This window comes from Limnohabitans sp. MORI2 (genome assembly GCF_027925025.1).
In the GTDB taxonomy this organism is placed as follows: Bacteria; Pseudomonadota; Gammaproteobacteria; order Burkholderiales; family Burkholderiaceae_C; genus Limnohabitans.
This window is the reverse complement of record NZ_AP027058.1, coordinates 820,294-834,061: the sequence shown is the minus strand read 5'-3', so window position 1 is coordinate 834,061 and position 13,768 is coordinate 820,294. Positions and strand designations below refer to the sequence as shown.

The 13,768-nt window shown below is 56.8% G+C and carries 17 protein-coding genes; 5 read left to right on the top strand and 12 right to left on the bottom strand.

Translation table 11 applies throughout. The annotated features are described in order from the left end of the window. Positions 1-6: 6 nt before the first annotated feature. Positions 7-810, bottom strand: a complete 804-nt coding sequence (locus QMG27_RS04220) for an NAD(P)-dependent oxidoreductase (protein WP_281813517.1) — start codon at positions 808-810, stop codon at positions 7-9. A gap of 106 nt (positions 811-916) precedes the next feature. Further along, on the bottom strand, positions 917-1,900 hold the full coding sequence (locus QMG27_RS04215) for an SMP-30/gluconolactonase/LRE family protein (RefSeq protein ID WP_281813514.1): 984 nt from the start codon (positions 1,898-1,900) through the stop codon (positions 917-919). A gap of 86 nt (positions 1,901-1,986) precedes the next feature. Between QMG27_RS04215 and QMG27_RS04210 the strand changes: the two genes are divergently transcribed. Beyond that, a complete protein-coding gene (locus QMG27_RS04210; protein ID WP_281813512.1) occupies positions 1,987-2,712 on the top strand; it encodes a FadR/GntR family transcriptional regulator in 726 nt (241 codons plus the stop codon). A 6-nt stretch (positions 2,713-2,718) separates the two neighbouring features. Here the strand turns inward: QMG27_RS04210 and QMG27_RS04205 are convergent, their stop codons facing one another. Both QMG27_RS04205 and QMG27_RS04200 read right to left on the bottom strand, forming a co-directional pair. Next, positions 2,719-3,366, bottom strand: a complete 648-nt coding sequence (locus QMG27_RS04205; protein WP_281813509.1) for a trimeric intracellular cation channel family protein — start codon at positions 3,364-3,366, stop codon at positions 2,719-2,721. 36 nt (positions 3,367-3,402) lie between these two features. Continuing rightward, positions 3,403-4,131 carry an ABC transporter substrate-binding protein gene (locus QMG27_RS04200; protein ID WP_281813507.1) on the bottom strand — a complete coding sequence of 243 codons (729 nt, stop codon included), beginning with the start codon at positions 4,129-4,131 and terminating at the stop codon, positions 3,403-3,405. A 56-nt stretch (positions 4,132-4,187) separates the two neighbouring features. On the opposite strand from QMG27_RS04200, the gene queE reads away from it, so the two are divergent. Genes queE through QMG27_RS04180 form a run of 4 tightly spaced genes read left to right on the top strand, consistent with a single transcriptional unit; the run spans position 4,188 to position 6,313 of the window. Then, positions 4,188-4,823 carry a 7-carboxy-7-deazaguanine synthase gene (gene queE, locus QMG27_RS04195; RefSeq protein WP_281813505.1) on the top strand — a complete coding sequence of 212 codons (636 nt, stop codon included), beginning with the start codon at positions 4,188-4,190 and terminating at the stop codon, positions 4,821-4,823. Continuing rightward, complete coding sequence (locus tag QMG27_RS04190; RefSeq protein ID WP_281813502.1) at positions 4,820-5,188, top strand: 6-carboxytetrahydropterin synthase; 369 nt, start codon at positions 4,820-4,822, stop codon at positions 5,186-5,188. The genes queE and QMG27_RS04190 overlap by 4 nt, the downstream gene beginning before the upstream one ends. A gap of 18 nt (positions 5,189-5,206) precedes the next feature. Then, positions 5,207-5,905 carry a haloacid dehalogenase type II gene (locus tag QMG27_RS04185; RefSeq protein WP_281813499.1) on the top strand — a complete coding sequence of 233 codons (699 nt, stop codon included), beginning with the start codon at positions 5,207-5,209 and terminating at the stop codon, positions 5,903-5,905. A 3-nt stretch (positions 5,906-5,908) separates the two neighbouring features. Next, positions 5,909-6,313: a S4 domain-containing protein gene (locus QMG27_RS04180; RefSeq protein ID WP_281813496.1), complete on the top strand. Its 405-nt coding sequence runs from the start codon at positions 5,909-5,911 to the stop codon at positions 6,311-6,313. A gap of 52 nt (positions 6,314-6,365) precedes the next feature. Here the strand turns inward: QMG27_RS04180 and QMG27_RS04175 are convergent, their stop codons facing one another. The 8 genes from QMG27_RS04175 to QMG27_RS04140 form a co-directional block, all read right to left on the bottom strand. Beyond that, positions 6,366-7,400, bottom strand: coding sequence for a TRAP transporter substrate-binding protein (locus QMG27_RS04175; protein ID WP_281813493.1), 1,035 nt, complete (start codon positions 7,398-7,400; stop codon positions 6,366-6,368). 24 nt (positions 7,401-7,424) lie between these two features. Continuing rightward, positions 7,425-8,747: a TRAP transporter large permease gene (locus QMG27_RS04170; RefSeq protein WP_281813491.1), complete on the bottom strand. Its 1,323-nt coding sequence runs from the start codon at positions 8,745-8,747 to the stop codon at positions 7,425-7,427. Beyond that, positions 8,744-9,259 (bottom strand): TRAP transporter small permease, encoded by a 516-nt coding sequence (locus tag QMG27_RS04165; RefSeq protein ID WP_281813489.1) that lies wholly within the window; start codon positions 9,257-9,259, stop codon positions 8,744-8,746. The genes QMG27_RS04170 and QMG27_RS04165 overlap by 4 nt, the downstream gene beginning before the upstream one ends. Positions 9,260-9,397: 138 nt before the next feature. Further along, a complete protein-coding gene (locus QMG27_RS04160) occupies positions 9,398-10,168 on the bottom strand; it encodes a class II aldolase/adducin family protein (protein ID WP_281813486.1) in 771 nt (256 codons plus the stop codon). Between the two features lie 8 nt (positions 10,169-10,176). Then, positions 10,177-11,646 (bottom strand): NAD-dependent succinate-semialdehyde dehydrogenase, encoded by a 1,470-nt coding sequence (locus QMG27_RS04155; protein WP_281813484.1) that lies wholly within the window; start codon positions 11,644-11,646, stop codon positions 10,177-10,179. 11 nt (positions 11,647-11,657) lie between these two features. Continuing rightward, entirely contained in the window at positions 11,658-12,464 is an 807-nt protein-coding gene (gene hpaI / locus QMG27_RS04150) for a 4-hydroxy-2-oxoheptanedioate aldolase (RefSeq protein WP_281813482.1), read from the bottom strand. Positions 12,465-12,475: 11 nt separating this feature from the next. Then, positions 12,476-13,297, bottom strand: a complete 822-nt coding sequence (hpaH, locus tag QMG27_RS04145; RefSeq protein WP_281813479.1) for a 2-oxo-hept-4-ene-1,7-dioate hydratase — start codon at positions 13,295-13,297, stop codon at positions 12,476-12,478. Positions 13,298-13,300: 3 nt separating this feature from the next. Continuing rightward, the gene (locus QMG27_RS04140; RefSeq protein ID WP_281813477.1) at positions 13,301-13,756 is read right to left on the bottom strand and encodes a 5-carboxymethyl-2-hydroxymuconate isomerase; all 456 of its coding nucleotides are present in this window, start codon (positions 13,754-13,756) and stop codon (positions 13,301-13,303) included. Positions 13,757-13,768: the final 12 nt, after the last annotated feature.

The following is a 13,768-nucleotide window of genomic DNA, read 5'->3' as shown; positions in this document are numbered from 1 at the left end:
GTGGAATCAGTTGAAGCGTGTTTTCACAAAACCGCCGCCTTGGTAAATCACTGCAGGGTCTGTCAGATCGGGTTCGGGGGTGCGGGTATGTATGGCATCTCGGAAAACATCAGAGCTGTCTTGCGGGCGATAGCCCACATGCTTGGCCAGACGGTTGTCATACCAGCAGGTGCTGTTGTCGGATGTGCCGTAAATGATGGAGTGGCCGAGCACGGGCGTGGTCAAACAGGCGGTAACGAGGCGATGCAAATCGTCATAGCTCATCCAAGTGGCCAGCATGCGGCGGTCTTTGGGCTCGGGGAACGAGGAGCCAATGCGCACACAAGCAGTCTCGATGCCATCGCGATCAAAGTACAAGCGTGCGAGATCTTCGCCAAAGGCTTTACTCAGGCCATACAAGCCATCTGGGCGCGGCGGCGTGAGCGCGTCCACTACTTCGTTTTGTTTGTAATAACCCATGACGTGGTTGGAGCTGGCAAACACCACACGCTTGACGCCGTGCACACGCGCAGCTTCGTACAAGTTGTACAAACCCACGATGTTGGCTTGCAAGATGGGCTCCCACGGCGCCTCAACCGACACGCCCCCCAAGTGCACGATGGCTTGGCAACCCGCCACCATTTGTGAAACCGCTTGCGCGTCGGCCAAATCGGCCTGCACAACTTCTTCACCGGCTTGCGCTGGGTCCATGGCTTCGCGGTCGCTCAAGCGCAGCACTTGGCAATTGGCCTTCAAGCGCGAACGTAGCGCCTTGCCTAGGCCACCGGCAGCGCCCGTCAACAAAATTCTTTGATGCGAAATGTGTGTCATGAGGTTTGAATATTAATCTTGTATGTTGTCATACAACTAGAATTGTGCACGAATTTGGAAATGCGTCAACTCAAAAAATCAAAATTTAGGGAAAGCCCTGATCGGTTTAAACAGCCCCGCCAGCGTGCAGGTGAATGGCGTACAGCGAATGGGTGCTGGCCATGTACAAAGTGTTATGACGATCGCCGCCAAAACAAAGGTTGGCGCAGCGCTCGGGCAAATGGATGTGCCCGATGGCAACGCCCTGTGGGTTGAACACACGAACGCCGTCCAAGCCCTCTGAAGCCACACCCGCGCGGCCATCACTGCCCCACCCGCACCACAGGTTGCCATCCTTGTCTACGGCGATGCCATCTAAAGAGCCCGCGCCTTGTGCATCCACCAACAAACGGCGGCCCGACAACTCGCCGTTTGCGCCCACGTCGTAAGCCCAAATCAAACGGCTTGGTGTGGCGCGACTCTCTACCACATACAACACTTTTTCATCCGGAGAAAACGCCAAACCATTGGGCCCGCGCAAATCGGTCAGCACCTGTTGCAAGGTGCCATCCACCCCCAAGCGATACACCGCATCGGGCTGCTCAGCCTTGGCAGGCGCGCCTTCCCAGTTACCAGAGATACCAAAGGGCGGATCGGTGAACCACACCGTGCCACGGTCAGGTCCCTGCATTTGGCAAACAATGTCGTTGGGTGAATTGAGGGGTTTGCCTTGGTACTGATCGGCCAACACGGTGATGCTGCCGTCGTACTCGGTACGTGTGATCCGACGTGTCAAGTGTTCGCACACGAGCAAGCGCCCTTGTGCATCGCGGGCCATGCCATTGGCGTGGTTACTGTTGTGCCGAAACACGCCCCATTGGGACGAGGCCTCATCCCAACGCATGATGCGGTTACTTGGAATATCAGACACCAGCAGATAGCGCCCATCGCCAAACCACACCGGCCCTTCTGCCCACCACATGCCACTGGCGAGCTGCTCCACGCAGCCGCTGTACAGACGGTATTTTTGGAAACTAGGATCCAAAATTTCGAAGCGAGTGTCGGGTGACCGAGGGCTGGCTTGATACGGGATTATTGGGCCTTGACGCATGACTGCCTCCGCATTTTAGGTTGTCATACATGTTAGCATTGCATCATCTACCCTATTCAGTAACGACTTCTCCGACGAGTTTTGCCGTGAGCGACAAGGTTCAACCTCTCACCAAACATAAAAGCCTCGCCCAAGAGCTGGTCGACGCCTTGGGCGATCGCATCCGCGATGGCCGACTCAAGGTCGGCGACAAACTCCCCTCCGAGGCCGCCATCGAAGCGCAATATGGCGTCAGCCGCACCGTGGTGCGCGAAGCTATCTCGCGCCTGCAAGCTGCGGGCTTGGTGGTGACACGACATGGCATTGGCACCTTCATCGTGGGCCTGAACGACAACCCGACGTTCAAGCTGAGCCAAGAAGATTTCACCACTTTGAAAGACGTGATTGCGGTACTGGAGTTGCGCATTGGCATTGAGGTGGAAGCTGCCTCACTAGCCGCCATGCGCCGCACCGACAAAAATTTGAAAGACATTGAGACTTCGCTCAAAGCTATCCAAGCGGCCATTGAAGCGGGCCAAGATGCCGTGGCTGCCGATTTTCAGTTTCATCTGAACATCGTCAGGGCGTCGCAAAATCCGTATTACGCCGACTTGATGGTGTCACTGGGCACCTCCATCATTCCTCGCGCACGACTTGAAAAAGGCAAATCCAAGCCAGTGGCCGAAGAGCGTGAAGCCTATTTGCGCAAAGTGAATATGGAGCACGAGAGCATCTTGAACGCCATTCGCAACCAAGACCCAGAAGCGGCTCGCGCCGCGATGCGCACGCATTTGACCAACAGCAAAGAGCGACGCCGTCAAATGATGAGCTGAGTAGACTCAGTCCTCAATCTTCCAAGCAGGCAGCCGCCACTCAAAGTACAGCGCCGCCAAGCGCAGCGCTGTGACGGTCGCCGCGCCAATCATCAACACAGCGTTGGGATCGAGCGCCAACCAGTTCAAACCCACCACCACCCAGCCGCCAAAAAACGCACACACCGCATAGGGGTGATGGTCGTGAAACGCAGTGGGGATTTCGTTGCACACAATGTCGCGCAACACGCCGCCAAAGGTGGCGGTGATGACCCCCATCAGCACCGCGATGAGCGCAGGCATTTGCATGTCCAGCGCAATCTGGGTGCCGCTGGCGGCAAACAGCCCCAAGCCCAAGGCGTCGGGCCACTGCATGGTTTTTTCGGTGGGGCGAAAGTGTTTGGCGCGCATCAGCTGCATGGCAATCACGCACAGCGCCAGCACGCACCACAAGTACCACGACTGTTCAATCCAAAACAAAGGCCGACGGTCCAGCAGCACATCGCGCAACGTGCCGCCGCCAAACGCGGCCACACAGGCCACGGCGCACACGCCTACAGCATCGAGCTTTTTGCGCGCGGCCTCGACCACGCCCGAAAGCGCAAAGGCAATCGTGCCCGCGAGTTCAAGGCTGGTTTGCACCCCACTGAGGGTGTCGGTCACGGTAACGTTCATGGACGTATTGTCAGCGCTGCACGATGCGGCCCCAGCTTAGCCGCCTATAGGCGCGAGCGTCGCGCCTTCAATGCGGTGGCGCGTCATGGCATCAGCCACCACGCCTGCGGCCTTCATGTCTTCCACAAACTGCGTGAGGTAGGCCTGCGCTTCGGGGCCACGGTTTTTGGGCACGCCCATGGCTTGCGAGATGACCATGAAGTGCCCCGGCAACATGCGCAAGTTGGGGTGTTTGGGCAGCTCAGCTTCGAGTTGCGGCTTCACACCCGCTGCCACATCGTGGCCGTGTTCTAAAAAGAAGCTCACCACCTCGGGTGAGGTGGGGCTACGCACCAGCTCGGCGGCTTTGAGCTCGCGGCTCAAGTACAGGTCGTACGCGCTGCCCTTGCCCACCACCACGGTGTGGCCCGCACGGTCGACCTCGTCGTTGCTGTGCAGCGGCGAATCTTGCTTGACCATGTACGCGCCATGAATCAACACATAGGGCGTGGTGAAGGCAATGGTTTCGCCACGTGTGGGGTCGATGGCAAAAAAGCCCATATCGGCCACGTCTTGGGCCAAGGCCTCGACCGATTTGCTGGCAGCTTCAAACACCACCAGCTTCAAAGGCACGCCCAAGCGCTGGGCCAATTGCGTGGCAAGGTCGATGGACACGCCCTCGGGCTCGCCGCTGTCGGGGTGTCGTCGCGCCAAGATGGGGTTGCCCACGTTGATGGCCACGCGCAACGCGCCCGTGGGTGCAAAGAGTTTGGAAAAGTCAGTCATAAGGGCGAATTGGCCCACACCAAGTTGACGCCTGACTTGCTGCGAAAATAGCGAGCATGACGTACAGCGTGAAAGAAATGTTCTACACCTTGCAAGGCGAAGGCCGGCATGCAGGCCGCCCCGCCGTGTTTTGCCGTTTTGCCGGCTGCAATTTGTGGAGCGGCCGCGAAGAGGACCGCAGCTCGGCCATTTGCCAGTTCTGCGACACCGACTTTGTGGGCACCGACGGCACGCATGGTGGCAAGTTCGACTCTGCCCAGGCCTTGGCTGCTGCCATTGCCAGCTTTTGGCCCAGCACAGACACAGCGCACCGCTTTGTGGTGCTCACCGGTGGCGAACCATTGCTGCAAGTGGACGAGGCCTTGGTGCAAGCCCTGCACGCGCAGGGGTTTGAAGTTGCGGTGGAAAGCAACGGCACCGTGCAACCTCCCGCCGGCATTGACTGGTTATGCATCAGCCCCAAAGCGGGTAGCCAAATCGTGGTGCAACAAGGCCAAGAGTTGAAGCTGGTCTACCCCCAAGCGGGTCAAGAACCCTCGCAGTTTGAGGCCTTAGCGTTTGACCACTTTTACTTGCAGCCCCTGGACAACGCCCAAGCCGCCGCCAACACCGCCGCCGCCGTGGCCTACTGCCAAACACACCCCCGCTGGAAGCTCAGCGTGCAAACCCATAAATGGATTGGTATCCGATGAAATTTGAACTCAGCCAGCGCTTTTACTTTGAAGCGGCTCACACCCTGCACCGCACCATCGACGCCGAAGGCAGCCTGCGCATCCACGGCCACACCTACCATGCCGAAGTCACCATCGCCGGCCAGCCCGACCCTGCCAGCGGCATGATGATGGACTTGGCCTACCTGCGCAAAGAAGTTGAAAAAGTGCGCGAGAAGCTCGACCACCATTTCTTGGACGAAGTCAAAGGCCTCGGACCTGCCACGCTTGAAAACCTGTGCGTGTTCATCTACAACGAACTCAAAACCTCGTTGCCCCACATTGACCGCATCAGCATCGAGCGCCCCGCCAGCGGCGACACCTGTTGCCTGCGCCCTAACGCTTAAAACCACCAGGAGCCGCCCATGGCCATTCAAGCTGTTGTGTTCGATGCCTATGGCACCTTGTTTGATGTGTACAGCATTGGTGCACTGGCCGAACAGCTCTACCCCGGCCAAGGTGCGGCGATCTCGGTGATGTGGCGCGACAAGCAAATTGACTACACCCGCCTCATCAGCCTGTCTGACCCGCACACGCTCGAGGGCAGCCAGTATTACCTGAGCTTTTGGGACATCACCCGCCGTGCGCTCGAGTACACGCTTGAACGCTTAAAGCTCGACGCCCAGCCCGCGCACATCGACGCACTCATGGGCCAGTACGCCAAGCTCACTGCCTTTCCTGAAAACTTGGGCGTGCTGCAAGCCTTGAAGCGCCAAGGCATCACCACCGCCATCTTGTCTAACGGCAACCGCGAAATGCTGCAAACCGCCGTGCAAAGCGCGGGCATGACCGAGTGCTTAGACCACGTGATTTCGGTCGACACCATTCGCCGCTTCAAAACCAGCCCCGAGAGCTATGGCCTGGTGCAGCACACCATCCCCGTGAGCGACCGCACCAACGTGCTGTTTGTGTCGAGCAATGGCTGGGACGCGCTGGGCGCCACTTGGTATGGCTTTACCACCCTGTGGGTGAACCGCCAGCACCTGCCCTTTGAAACCATCGGCCCCCGCCCCACCCACATGGGCCACGACCTTTCTAAAGTGCTGGACATCGTCAAAGGCTAAAGCATGGACGGTGTGCGCATCGACAAATGGCTGTGGGCCGCGCGGTTTTACAAAACACGCAGTTTGGCCTGCGATGAGGTCACCAAACACCGCGTGCAAATCAACGGCCAAGATGTCAAGCCTGCGCGTGAGGTGCGTGTGGGCGACACCCTCACGGTGCGCCAAGGCCCGGTGACCAAAACCATTGTGGTCAAAGGCCTGAGCAGCATGCGAGGCCCTGCGCCCGTGGCCCAACAACTCTACGAAGAAACACCCGAGAGCGTGGCCTTACGGGCCAAACAGGCCGAACTCAACCGGCTCGCATTTGAGCCAGCACACAGCATTGAACATGGCCGTCCCACCAAGCGTGATCGACGAAAAATAGAGCACGCATGGAACGACCGTTGGAGTGCCAGCGCTGACGATTGAATACATAAAAAAGGGCCGCATCTGCGGCCCTTTTGATTTCAGCGCAAGTGAATCACTTGCCGTCTTGATGCTTGGCGATGAGCGACTTAGCGCCATCGAGCATTTGTTTGCCGTTATGGCCTTTGCTGTTCATGTCAGAGACCCATGAGTCAAACAAAGGTTGAGACAACTTTTTCCAGTTTTCCAATTCCGCTTTAGGAATCACATTCACTGCAGCTTTGTTGATGAGTTTTTTACCTTCACCGTCAGCTTGCAAGAACGCCTTGCCAGCCATGCCAGAGAGCGCTTGGCCGCTGTTGCGGTCAATCACTTTTTTCAACTCAGGAGAGAGCGAGTCGTACTTGGCTTGGTTCATCGCGAAGATGAACACAGACGTGTAGAACGCTGGTTCAGCTGGGTCGGTCTCCGAGTGGTACTTGACCAACTCTTGAATCTTCACCGCAGGCACCACCTCGTAAGGCACCACAGCGCCGTCGATCACACCCTTAGACAAAGCGTCACCCACTTGCGGCACTGGCATGCTCACAGGGGTGGCGCCCAACATGGCGATGAACTTGTTGGTGGCACGTGTCGGTGCGCGCAACTTCACGCCCTTCAAATCGGCCGCTGTGCGGATGGGTTTGTTGACCATGTGGAACACACCGTCGCCGTGCACGTGGAAAGCCAAAGCTTTCACGTCTTTGAATTCAGGCTTGGCGTATTGCTCGACGTAGTCCCACACCGCCTTGCTGGTGGCTTCTGGGCTTTGCATCATGAAAGGCATTTCAAAGACTTCCACCGATGGGAAACGACCCGCTGTGTAACCGGGCAATGTCCAGACCACATCAGCCACGCCGTCACGTGCTTGTTCAAACAACTGGGGGGGCGAACCACCCAATTGCATGGATGGATAAATCTGGCACTTCATCTTGTTGTTCGACTCTTTGGCGATGCGATCACACCAAGGTTGAATGAACAAGGTTTGTGCAAAAGAAGATGCGGGCAAGAAGTGGTGCACTTTGAGCGTCACTTCTTGGGCCATGGCCGCTGGGCTCATCGCTGCAACCAAGGCTGCAGCAGTGGCGACTTTGAGAAAACGAGTTTTCATGTGTATCTCCAGTTATAAAAATTGTTATGTCAATGCGTGGACAAGCCACAACGAAATGACGGGGAAAGCAATCAACAACGACAAGCGAATGCCGTCTGTGATGAGGAACGGTACCACGCCCTTGTAGGTCTCCACCATGGGCACATCTTTGGCCAAGCCATTCATGATGTACACGTTCAAACCCACAGGCGGGAAGATCATGCCAATCTCACACACCGTGAGGATCAGGATACCAAACCACAGGGATTTGTCAGAAGGGTTTAACCCGAAGAAGTCCATGCCCAAGATCACAGGAAACAAGGTGGGAACAGTCAGCAAAATCATGGACATCTCATCCATCACACAGCCGAGGATGATGTAAAAAATCATGATGCCAGCCATCACCACCAGGGGTGAAATCTGCAAATGACCCACCATGTCAGCCAACTGCGCGGGCAACTGGGACAAAGCCAAAGAGGCGTTGATCATGTCCGCGCCAATGAAGATCAAAAAGATCATGCCGCTAGTCTGTGCGGTGGTGCGGATAGACGCGACCAACTTGTCAAACGTCATTTCACGACGCAGCAAGGTGATGGCAAAGGTCAACACGTTACCAATGGCTGCACCTTCGGTGGCCGTGAATACACCACCATAAATACCGCCAAACACCACCAAGAAGATGGCAGCAATGGGCCACACGTTCATGGCGCTGCTCATGACTTCGCTGGCAGAAGCCGCTTGGGCTTGAGGCGCTTGGTCGGGGTGAATGCGCACGATCACCGCAATGGCGATCAGATAGCCGATGGCCGCCAACAGCGCAGGCACATAAGCCGCCAAGAACATCTTGGTGATGTTTTGCTCAGTCAAGATGGCATAGACCATCAACGTGACAGATGGGGGTAACAGCACACCCATCGTGCCGCCCGTGGCCAAAGCCGCAGTGGCCAATCGACCGGAGTAGTTGATGCGACGCATTTCGGGGTAAGCCACCTGCGCAATCGTGGCCGTGGTGGCCACGGTCGAACCAGAGATGGAACCAAACGCGGCACAGGCCAACACGCCCGCCATCGCCATGCCGCCCTTGAAGCGACCGAGCAAGGCATTGGCAAAGTCAAACAGCGCTTTGGACAAACCGCCGTGCACGGCAAACGCGCCCATCAACATGAACAGGGGAATGACAGACAAGTCGTAAATCGACACGCGGCTGTACACCGCGCCCTTGAGGTGCGACAACAAAGGCAACCAACCAGCCAAAGCCATGTACCCCACGGCGCCTGGCACAAACATAGAAATCGCGATGGGCACGCGAACAGCCATCAGCACCAACATGGCGCCGAACATGGACAAGCCAATACTCATCGTGCTCATACGTTTTCCTTCTTCATCAAACCGAAGTGTTCTAGGGTTTGAACCAATCCAATGGCCGTGCACAACACCAAGCCAGGCACCATCAACATGTAGGGAATCCACAGTGGCAAAGCCATCAGCATGGAGGTTTCCTGGTTGGCCTTGATGTCAATGCCCCCCACTGCCACACGCCATGCCACCAAACCCATCACCAAGGTGTAGAGCAAGGTGCCAAATCCGTCTAATTTGGTTTGAGTCTCTTGCGATGCATTGGTGGTGAAAAAATCCACAATGATGTTGGCGTTGCGAAATTGTGTGTAAGGCAAAAATGACGCCACCACCACCGCACAACCCAACTGCACCAACTCCACATCGCCCAAGATGGGATGTGAGAAAAATGCTCGCCCAATCACGCTCACCACCGTGACCGAGGCAATAGCCACCAACACCAAACCACCGATGGTGGCACTGGCATCGCACAAAAGCTCGAGCACACGGTCAACGCCAGAGCTTGGCGCTTTGCTTTCACTCATAAGTTCTCCTCAACTGTCTTTTATATTTCAGCCCCTATTTTGGCTAGGGTCTGCCATTTCTTGCATGAATTTACGTTCTATCAGGTATTTAAATTTTGCATATCTTATTGGTGGCTATGCAAAATAAAAGCAATTAGATCAACCACGGTAACTCGGATCGATGCGATCCACGATGCGTTGCAAAGCGTCAAAAGCATCCTGCCCGCCACCAAATTTTGGGTCGAAGTTCAACGAGTCGCGCACACATTTTTCAAGCACAGGCACGGGAATAGCTAAGGTCTCGCCCATCGATTGCGAGGCCAGCTGCACTTCGCACGCACGGTTGACCAACCACATCAATGAAAACGCATTGGCCAAGTTAAAACCAATGGTCACGGGGCCATGGCTGCGCAGCAAAAGCACGGGCATGCCTTTCGAGCTATCGAGGATGCGCATCCCCTCGTCCAGATGCACGGTGATGCCCTCAAAGTCGTGATACGCGATCTTGCCGTACAGCTGCGCCGCATAAAAGTTGGTGAACGACAAGCCATCCTTCAAACAACACACCGCCTGCGTGGCCGTGGTGTGAACATGCATCACGCAATGTGCGTCGGGCATGCGCTCATGAATGGCGCCATGAAAAGTAAAACCTGCGGGATTGATGGGCCAATCGGAATGGCCAATGATGTTGCCGCGCACATCGACCTTCACCAAGTTAGACGCGCACACCTCGGAATAGTGCAACCCAAACGGATTGATGAGAAAGTGACCTTCCTCACCCGGCACGCGCAAAGAGATGTGGTTGTAAATCAACTCGGTCCAGCCCAAGTGATCGGCAATGCGGTAGGCCGCAGCCAGCTGCACACGTGCGGCCCACTCGGCTTCGCTGAAGCGCTCGGGGCGTGGGTAGGTTTGTTCAAACTTGCTCATGTTTTGTCTCAATGTGTGCCGATACCACCCAAGCAGATGTACTTGGTGTCCATGTAGTCCTCAATGCCTTGGTGCGAGCCTTCGCGTCCCATGCCCGACTGTTTGACGCCACCAAAAGGAGCCACAGCCGTGGAGATGATGCCGGTGTTCACCCCCACCATACCGGCCTGAATCGCCTCGGCCACGCGCCACACGCGGGCCATGTCTTTGGCATAGAAGTAAGCGGCCAAACCAAATTCGGTGTTGTTGGCCAAAGCAATCGCCTCGGCTTCGGTGTTGAACTTAAACAGCGGCGCCACAGGGCCAAACACTTCTTCGCGGGCAATGCGCATCTGCGTCGTCACATCACCCAAGATGGTGGGCTCGTAAAACGTGCCGCCCAAAGCGTGGCGCTTGCCACCACTCAGCACGCGTGCGCCGTGCTTGACGGCGTCACCTACCAAGTCTTCCACTTTGGCCAAGGCGTCCTCATCAATCAACGGGCCTTGTGCGGCGCCCTCTTCTAAACCATGGCTCACTTTCAAGGCTTGCACAGCGGCGGCTAGCTTGGTGGCAAAAGCGTCGTACACACCGGCTTGCACCAACAGTCGATTGGCGCACACACAGGTTTGTCCCGTGTTTCGGTATTTCGAAGCGAGTGCGCCTTGCACTGCTTCGTCCAAATCGGCATCGTCAAACACGATGAACGGCGCGTTGCCGCCCAGCTCCAACGACATCTTTTTGAGCGTGGGCGCACATTGCGTGGCCAGCAGGCGCCCCACTTCGGTCGAGCCTGTGAAGGTGAGTTTGCGCACCACAGGGCTGGCGGTGAGCACACCACCAATGGCACGCGCGTCACCCGTGATGACGCTGAATACGCCAGCAGGAATGCCCGCACGTTGCCCCAACTCGGCCATGGCCAAAGCCGAGAGCGGCGTTTGCTCTGCCGGTTTGACAATGATGGTGCAACCTGCCGCCAACGCAGGGGCGACCTTGCGCGTGATCATGGCCGAGGGAAAGTTCCACGGCGTGATGGCCGCACACACACCCACAGGCTCGCGTGTGACCAAAATGCGTTTGTCTTGCCAAGGCGACGGCACCATCTCGCCATAGACGCGACGTGCTTCTTCGGCAAACCACTCGATGTACGACGCGGCATAGGCAATCTCTCCCTTGGCTTCAGCCAACGGCTTGCCTTGCTCGTGGGTCATGATGAGCGCCAAGTCGTCTTGGTGCACGAGCATCAACTCATACCAACGGTGCAAGATGCGCGCACGGTCTTCGGCAGTGCGGGCTTTCCATTCCACTTGCGCTTGGGCCGCGCCATCAATCGCTTGTTGTGTCAGTTCTTTGCCTGCATTCGGCACGGACGCGATGTGCGCGCCATTGGCGGGATTGAGCACAGCAAGCGTGCTGGCATCGCCTGCATCGACCCACGCGCCGTTGATGTAGCACTGAGACTTGAGCAGTTGAGCGTCTTTGAGTTGGAGCGTTTGCATGAAAGGTGGCTTCAATAAACTTTGGGCGACGCATCGGCCACGGCAGTGCGTGGGCCTTTAAAGGCTGCTGCCAGCTCGGTGGCAGTACGCACCAGCAGCGTGGTGTCCACACCCACCGCCACAAACTGCGCACCGGCTTCGAGGTACATCTGCGCCATCTTTTGATCGGCCATCAAAATGCCAGCAGCCTTGCCTGCGGCTCGCACGGTGGCAATCCCTTCCAAAATAGTTTTCACCACCTCAGGGTGCGCGGGTTGACCGCGATAGCCCATCGAGGCAGACAAGTCGGCAGGACCAAAAAACACACCATCCACGCCTTCGACCGAGGCAATGGCCTTGAGGTTTTGCACGGCCAACGTGGTTTCGGCTTGCACCAGCAAACACATTTGGTCATCGGCTTGTTTCAAATAATCCGTCACTTGGTTCCACCGCGAGGCACGCGCCAACGCCGCGCCCACACCGCGAATACCGTGGGGTGGATAACGCATGGCTTTGACCATCAATGCCGCTTGCTCGGGCGTGTCAATCATGGGCACGAGCAAGGTTTGTGCACCCACATCCAAATACTGCTTGACGAGGGCCACATCGCCTTGCACAGGGCGCACGATGGGATGCACAGGGTACGGCGCCACGGCACGCAGTTGATCGAGCACGGTACGCACATCGTTCGGTGCGTGTTCGCCGTCGAGCAGCAACCAGTCAAAGCCGCAGCCGGCCAGAGCTTCGGCCACATTGGCATCAGCCAAGCCAACCCACAAACCGATTTGACTCTGCCCTGCTTTGAGTGCATCGCGGAATTTATTTTGAGTGATTTGCATGGTGCGTCGCCTTACACAAAACGGAATTGCAGTTGGCCCAAATCGCCGTAATCGGCATCAAACACATCGCCGGCTTTGGCTGGCACAGGCTTGGTGAAAGATCCAGCCAACACGATTTCGCCGGCTTTCAAATACTCGTCCCACGGGGCGAGCTTATTGGCCAACCACGCAATGCCCACCGCTGGATGGCCTTGCACGCCAGCGGCCAAGCCGGTTTCTTCGACCACGCTGTTCAAACGCAAAATCGCGCCGCACCACGGCAAATTGGTGGTGTGTGGGTCCACGCGCTTGGCACCGAGCACGATGCCTGCGTTGGCGGCGTTGTCGCTGATGGTGTCAAACACTTTGCGCATCACTTTGGTGTGACGGTCAAACTGCTCAATGCGTGAGTCGATGATTTCAATCGCAGGTGTCACGTACTCGGTGGCGTCCAACACTTGTTCGACAGTGACGTTGGGGCCGCGCAAATCTTTCTTCAAGATGAACGCCAACTCAACTTCCACGCGTGGCGCGATGAAGTTATGCACGGGAATGTCCAACACCTGACCTGGGGTGCACTCGTAACGCATGTAGTCAAGCAAGGTGCCGTAGTCGGGTTCGTCAATCTGGCTGGCTTGCTGCATGGCTCGGCTGGTCAACCCAATTTTGTGACCAATCACTTGATGACCTTCTGCGTATTGCAGCTGCATCCACGCACGGTTGATGCGATAGCCGTCCTCGATGGTCATACCTGGAAAGCGCTTGGAGAAGTGCTCAATTTGCACGCGTGATTTTTCGGACTGGTGCAGCTCTTGCGCCAACGCTTGGATTTGCTCTTCGGTGAATACAGACATGACTCAGTTTTTCTGAAACAAGGGATGGATATTGCTGTGCTTGGCATCAAACACTTCGGGGCCGACATCAATTTGCAAAGTGATGCCAATGTGGCGCTTGGCCATGACGGGCGCAAAAAATGTTTTCGCAACTTCAAGCAAGGTTTGCCCTGCACGCTGTTGCGTGGCTTCGGTGCGACCTTTGCCCATGCGTAGGTTGAGGTACACAAAGGCATAGTCACCCGAGCCGCCGTGTGGATTGGCGTCAAACTGCGCAGCGGCTTGACCTGCTGCGCCGCCATCGGCCACCGCGTAGTGCGGCGCTGGATAAGCCAACACACGCGTGCCGCCGGTGGGGAACACTTGTTTGTCCGCTTCGTCTTTGACGGTCAACATAGCGTCGGCCATTTGGCGACACAAGGCGGTCATGTTTACTTCAGCATCGAGCTGGCCGGTGTAAAGAATCACAAGATGGGGCATGTCGTTCTCTCA

Excerpts from the sequence above, each read along its gene's own strand:
- queE (WP_281813505.1), top strand. The coding sequence starts at position 4,188 with ATGACGTACAGCGTGAAAGAAATGTTCTACACCTTGCAAGGCGAAGGC.
- QMG27_RS04175 (WP_281813493.1), bottom strand. The coding sequence starts at position 7,400 with ATGAAAACTCGTTTTCTCAAAGTCGCCACTGCTGCAGCCTTGGTTGCA.
- QMG27_RS04170 (WP_281813491.1), bottom strand. The coding sequence starts at position 8,747 with ATGAGCACGATGAGTATTGGCTTGTCCATGTTCGGCGCCATGTTGGTG.
- QMG27_RS04155 (WP_281813484.1), bottom strand. The coding sequence starts at position 11,646 with ATGCAAACGCTCCAACTCAAAGACGCTCAACTGCTCAAGTCTCAGTGC.
- QMG27_RS04160 (WP_281813486.1), bottom strand. The coding sequence starts at position 10,168 with ATGAGCAAGTTTGAACAAACCTACCCACGCCCCGAGCGCTTCAGCGAA.
- QMG27_RS04180 (WP_281813496.1), top strand. The coding sequence starts at position 5,909 with ATGGACGGTGTGCGCATCGACAAATGGCTGTGGGCCGCGCGGTTTTAC.
- QMG27_RS04185 (WP_281813499.1), top strand. The coding sequence starts at position 5,207 with ATGGCCATTCAAGCTGTTGTGTTCGATGCCTATGGCACCTTGTTTGAT.
- QMG27_RS04205 (WP_281813509.1), bottom strand. The coding sequence starts at position 3,366 with ATGAACGTTACCGTGACCGACACCCTCAGTGGGGTGCAAACCAGCCTT.
- hpaI (WP_281813482.1), bottom strand. The coding sequence starts at position 12,464 with ATGCAAATCACTCAAAATAAATTCCGCGATGCACTCAAAGCAGGGCAG.
- QMG27_RS04140 (WP_281813477.1), bottom strand. The coding sequence starts at position 13,756 with ATGCCCCATCTTGTGATTCTTTACACCGGCCAGCTCGATGCTGAAGTA.
- QMG27_RS04215 (WP_281813514.1), bottom strand. The coding sequence starts at position 1,900 with ATGCGTCAAGGCCCAATAATCCCGTATCAAGCCAGCCCTCGGTCACCC.
- QMG27_RS04165 (WP_281813489.1), bottom strand. The coding sequence starts at position 9,259 with ATGAGTGAAAGCAAAGCGCCAAGCTCTGGCGTTGACCGTGTGCTCGAG.
- QMG27_RS04220 (WP_281813517.1), bottom strand. The coding sequence starts at position 810 with ATGACACACATTTCGCATCAAAGAATTTTGTTGACGGGCGCTGCCGGT.
- QMG27_RS04200 (WP_281813507.1), bottom strand. The coding sequence starts at position 4,131 with ATGACTGACTTTTCCAAACTCTTTGCACCCACGGGCGCGTTGCGCGTG.
- QMG27_RS04190 (WP_281813502.1), top strand. The coding sequence starts at position 4,820 with ATGAAATTTGAACTCAGCCAGCGCTTTTACTTTGAAGCGGCTCACACC.
- hpaH (WP_281813479.1), bottom strand. The coding sequence starts at position 13,297 with ATGTCTGTATTCACCGAAGAGCAAATCCAAGCGTTGGCGCAAGAGCTG.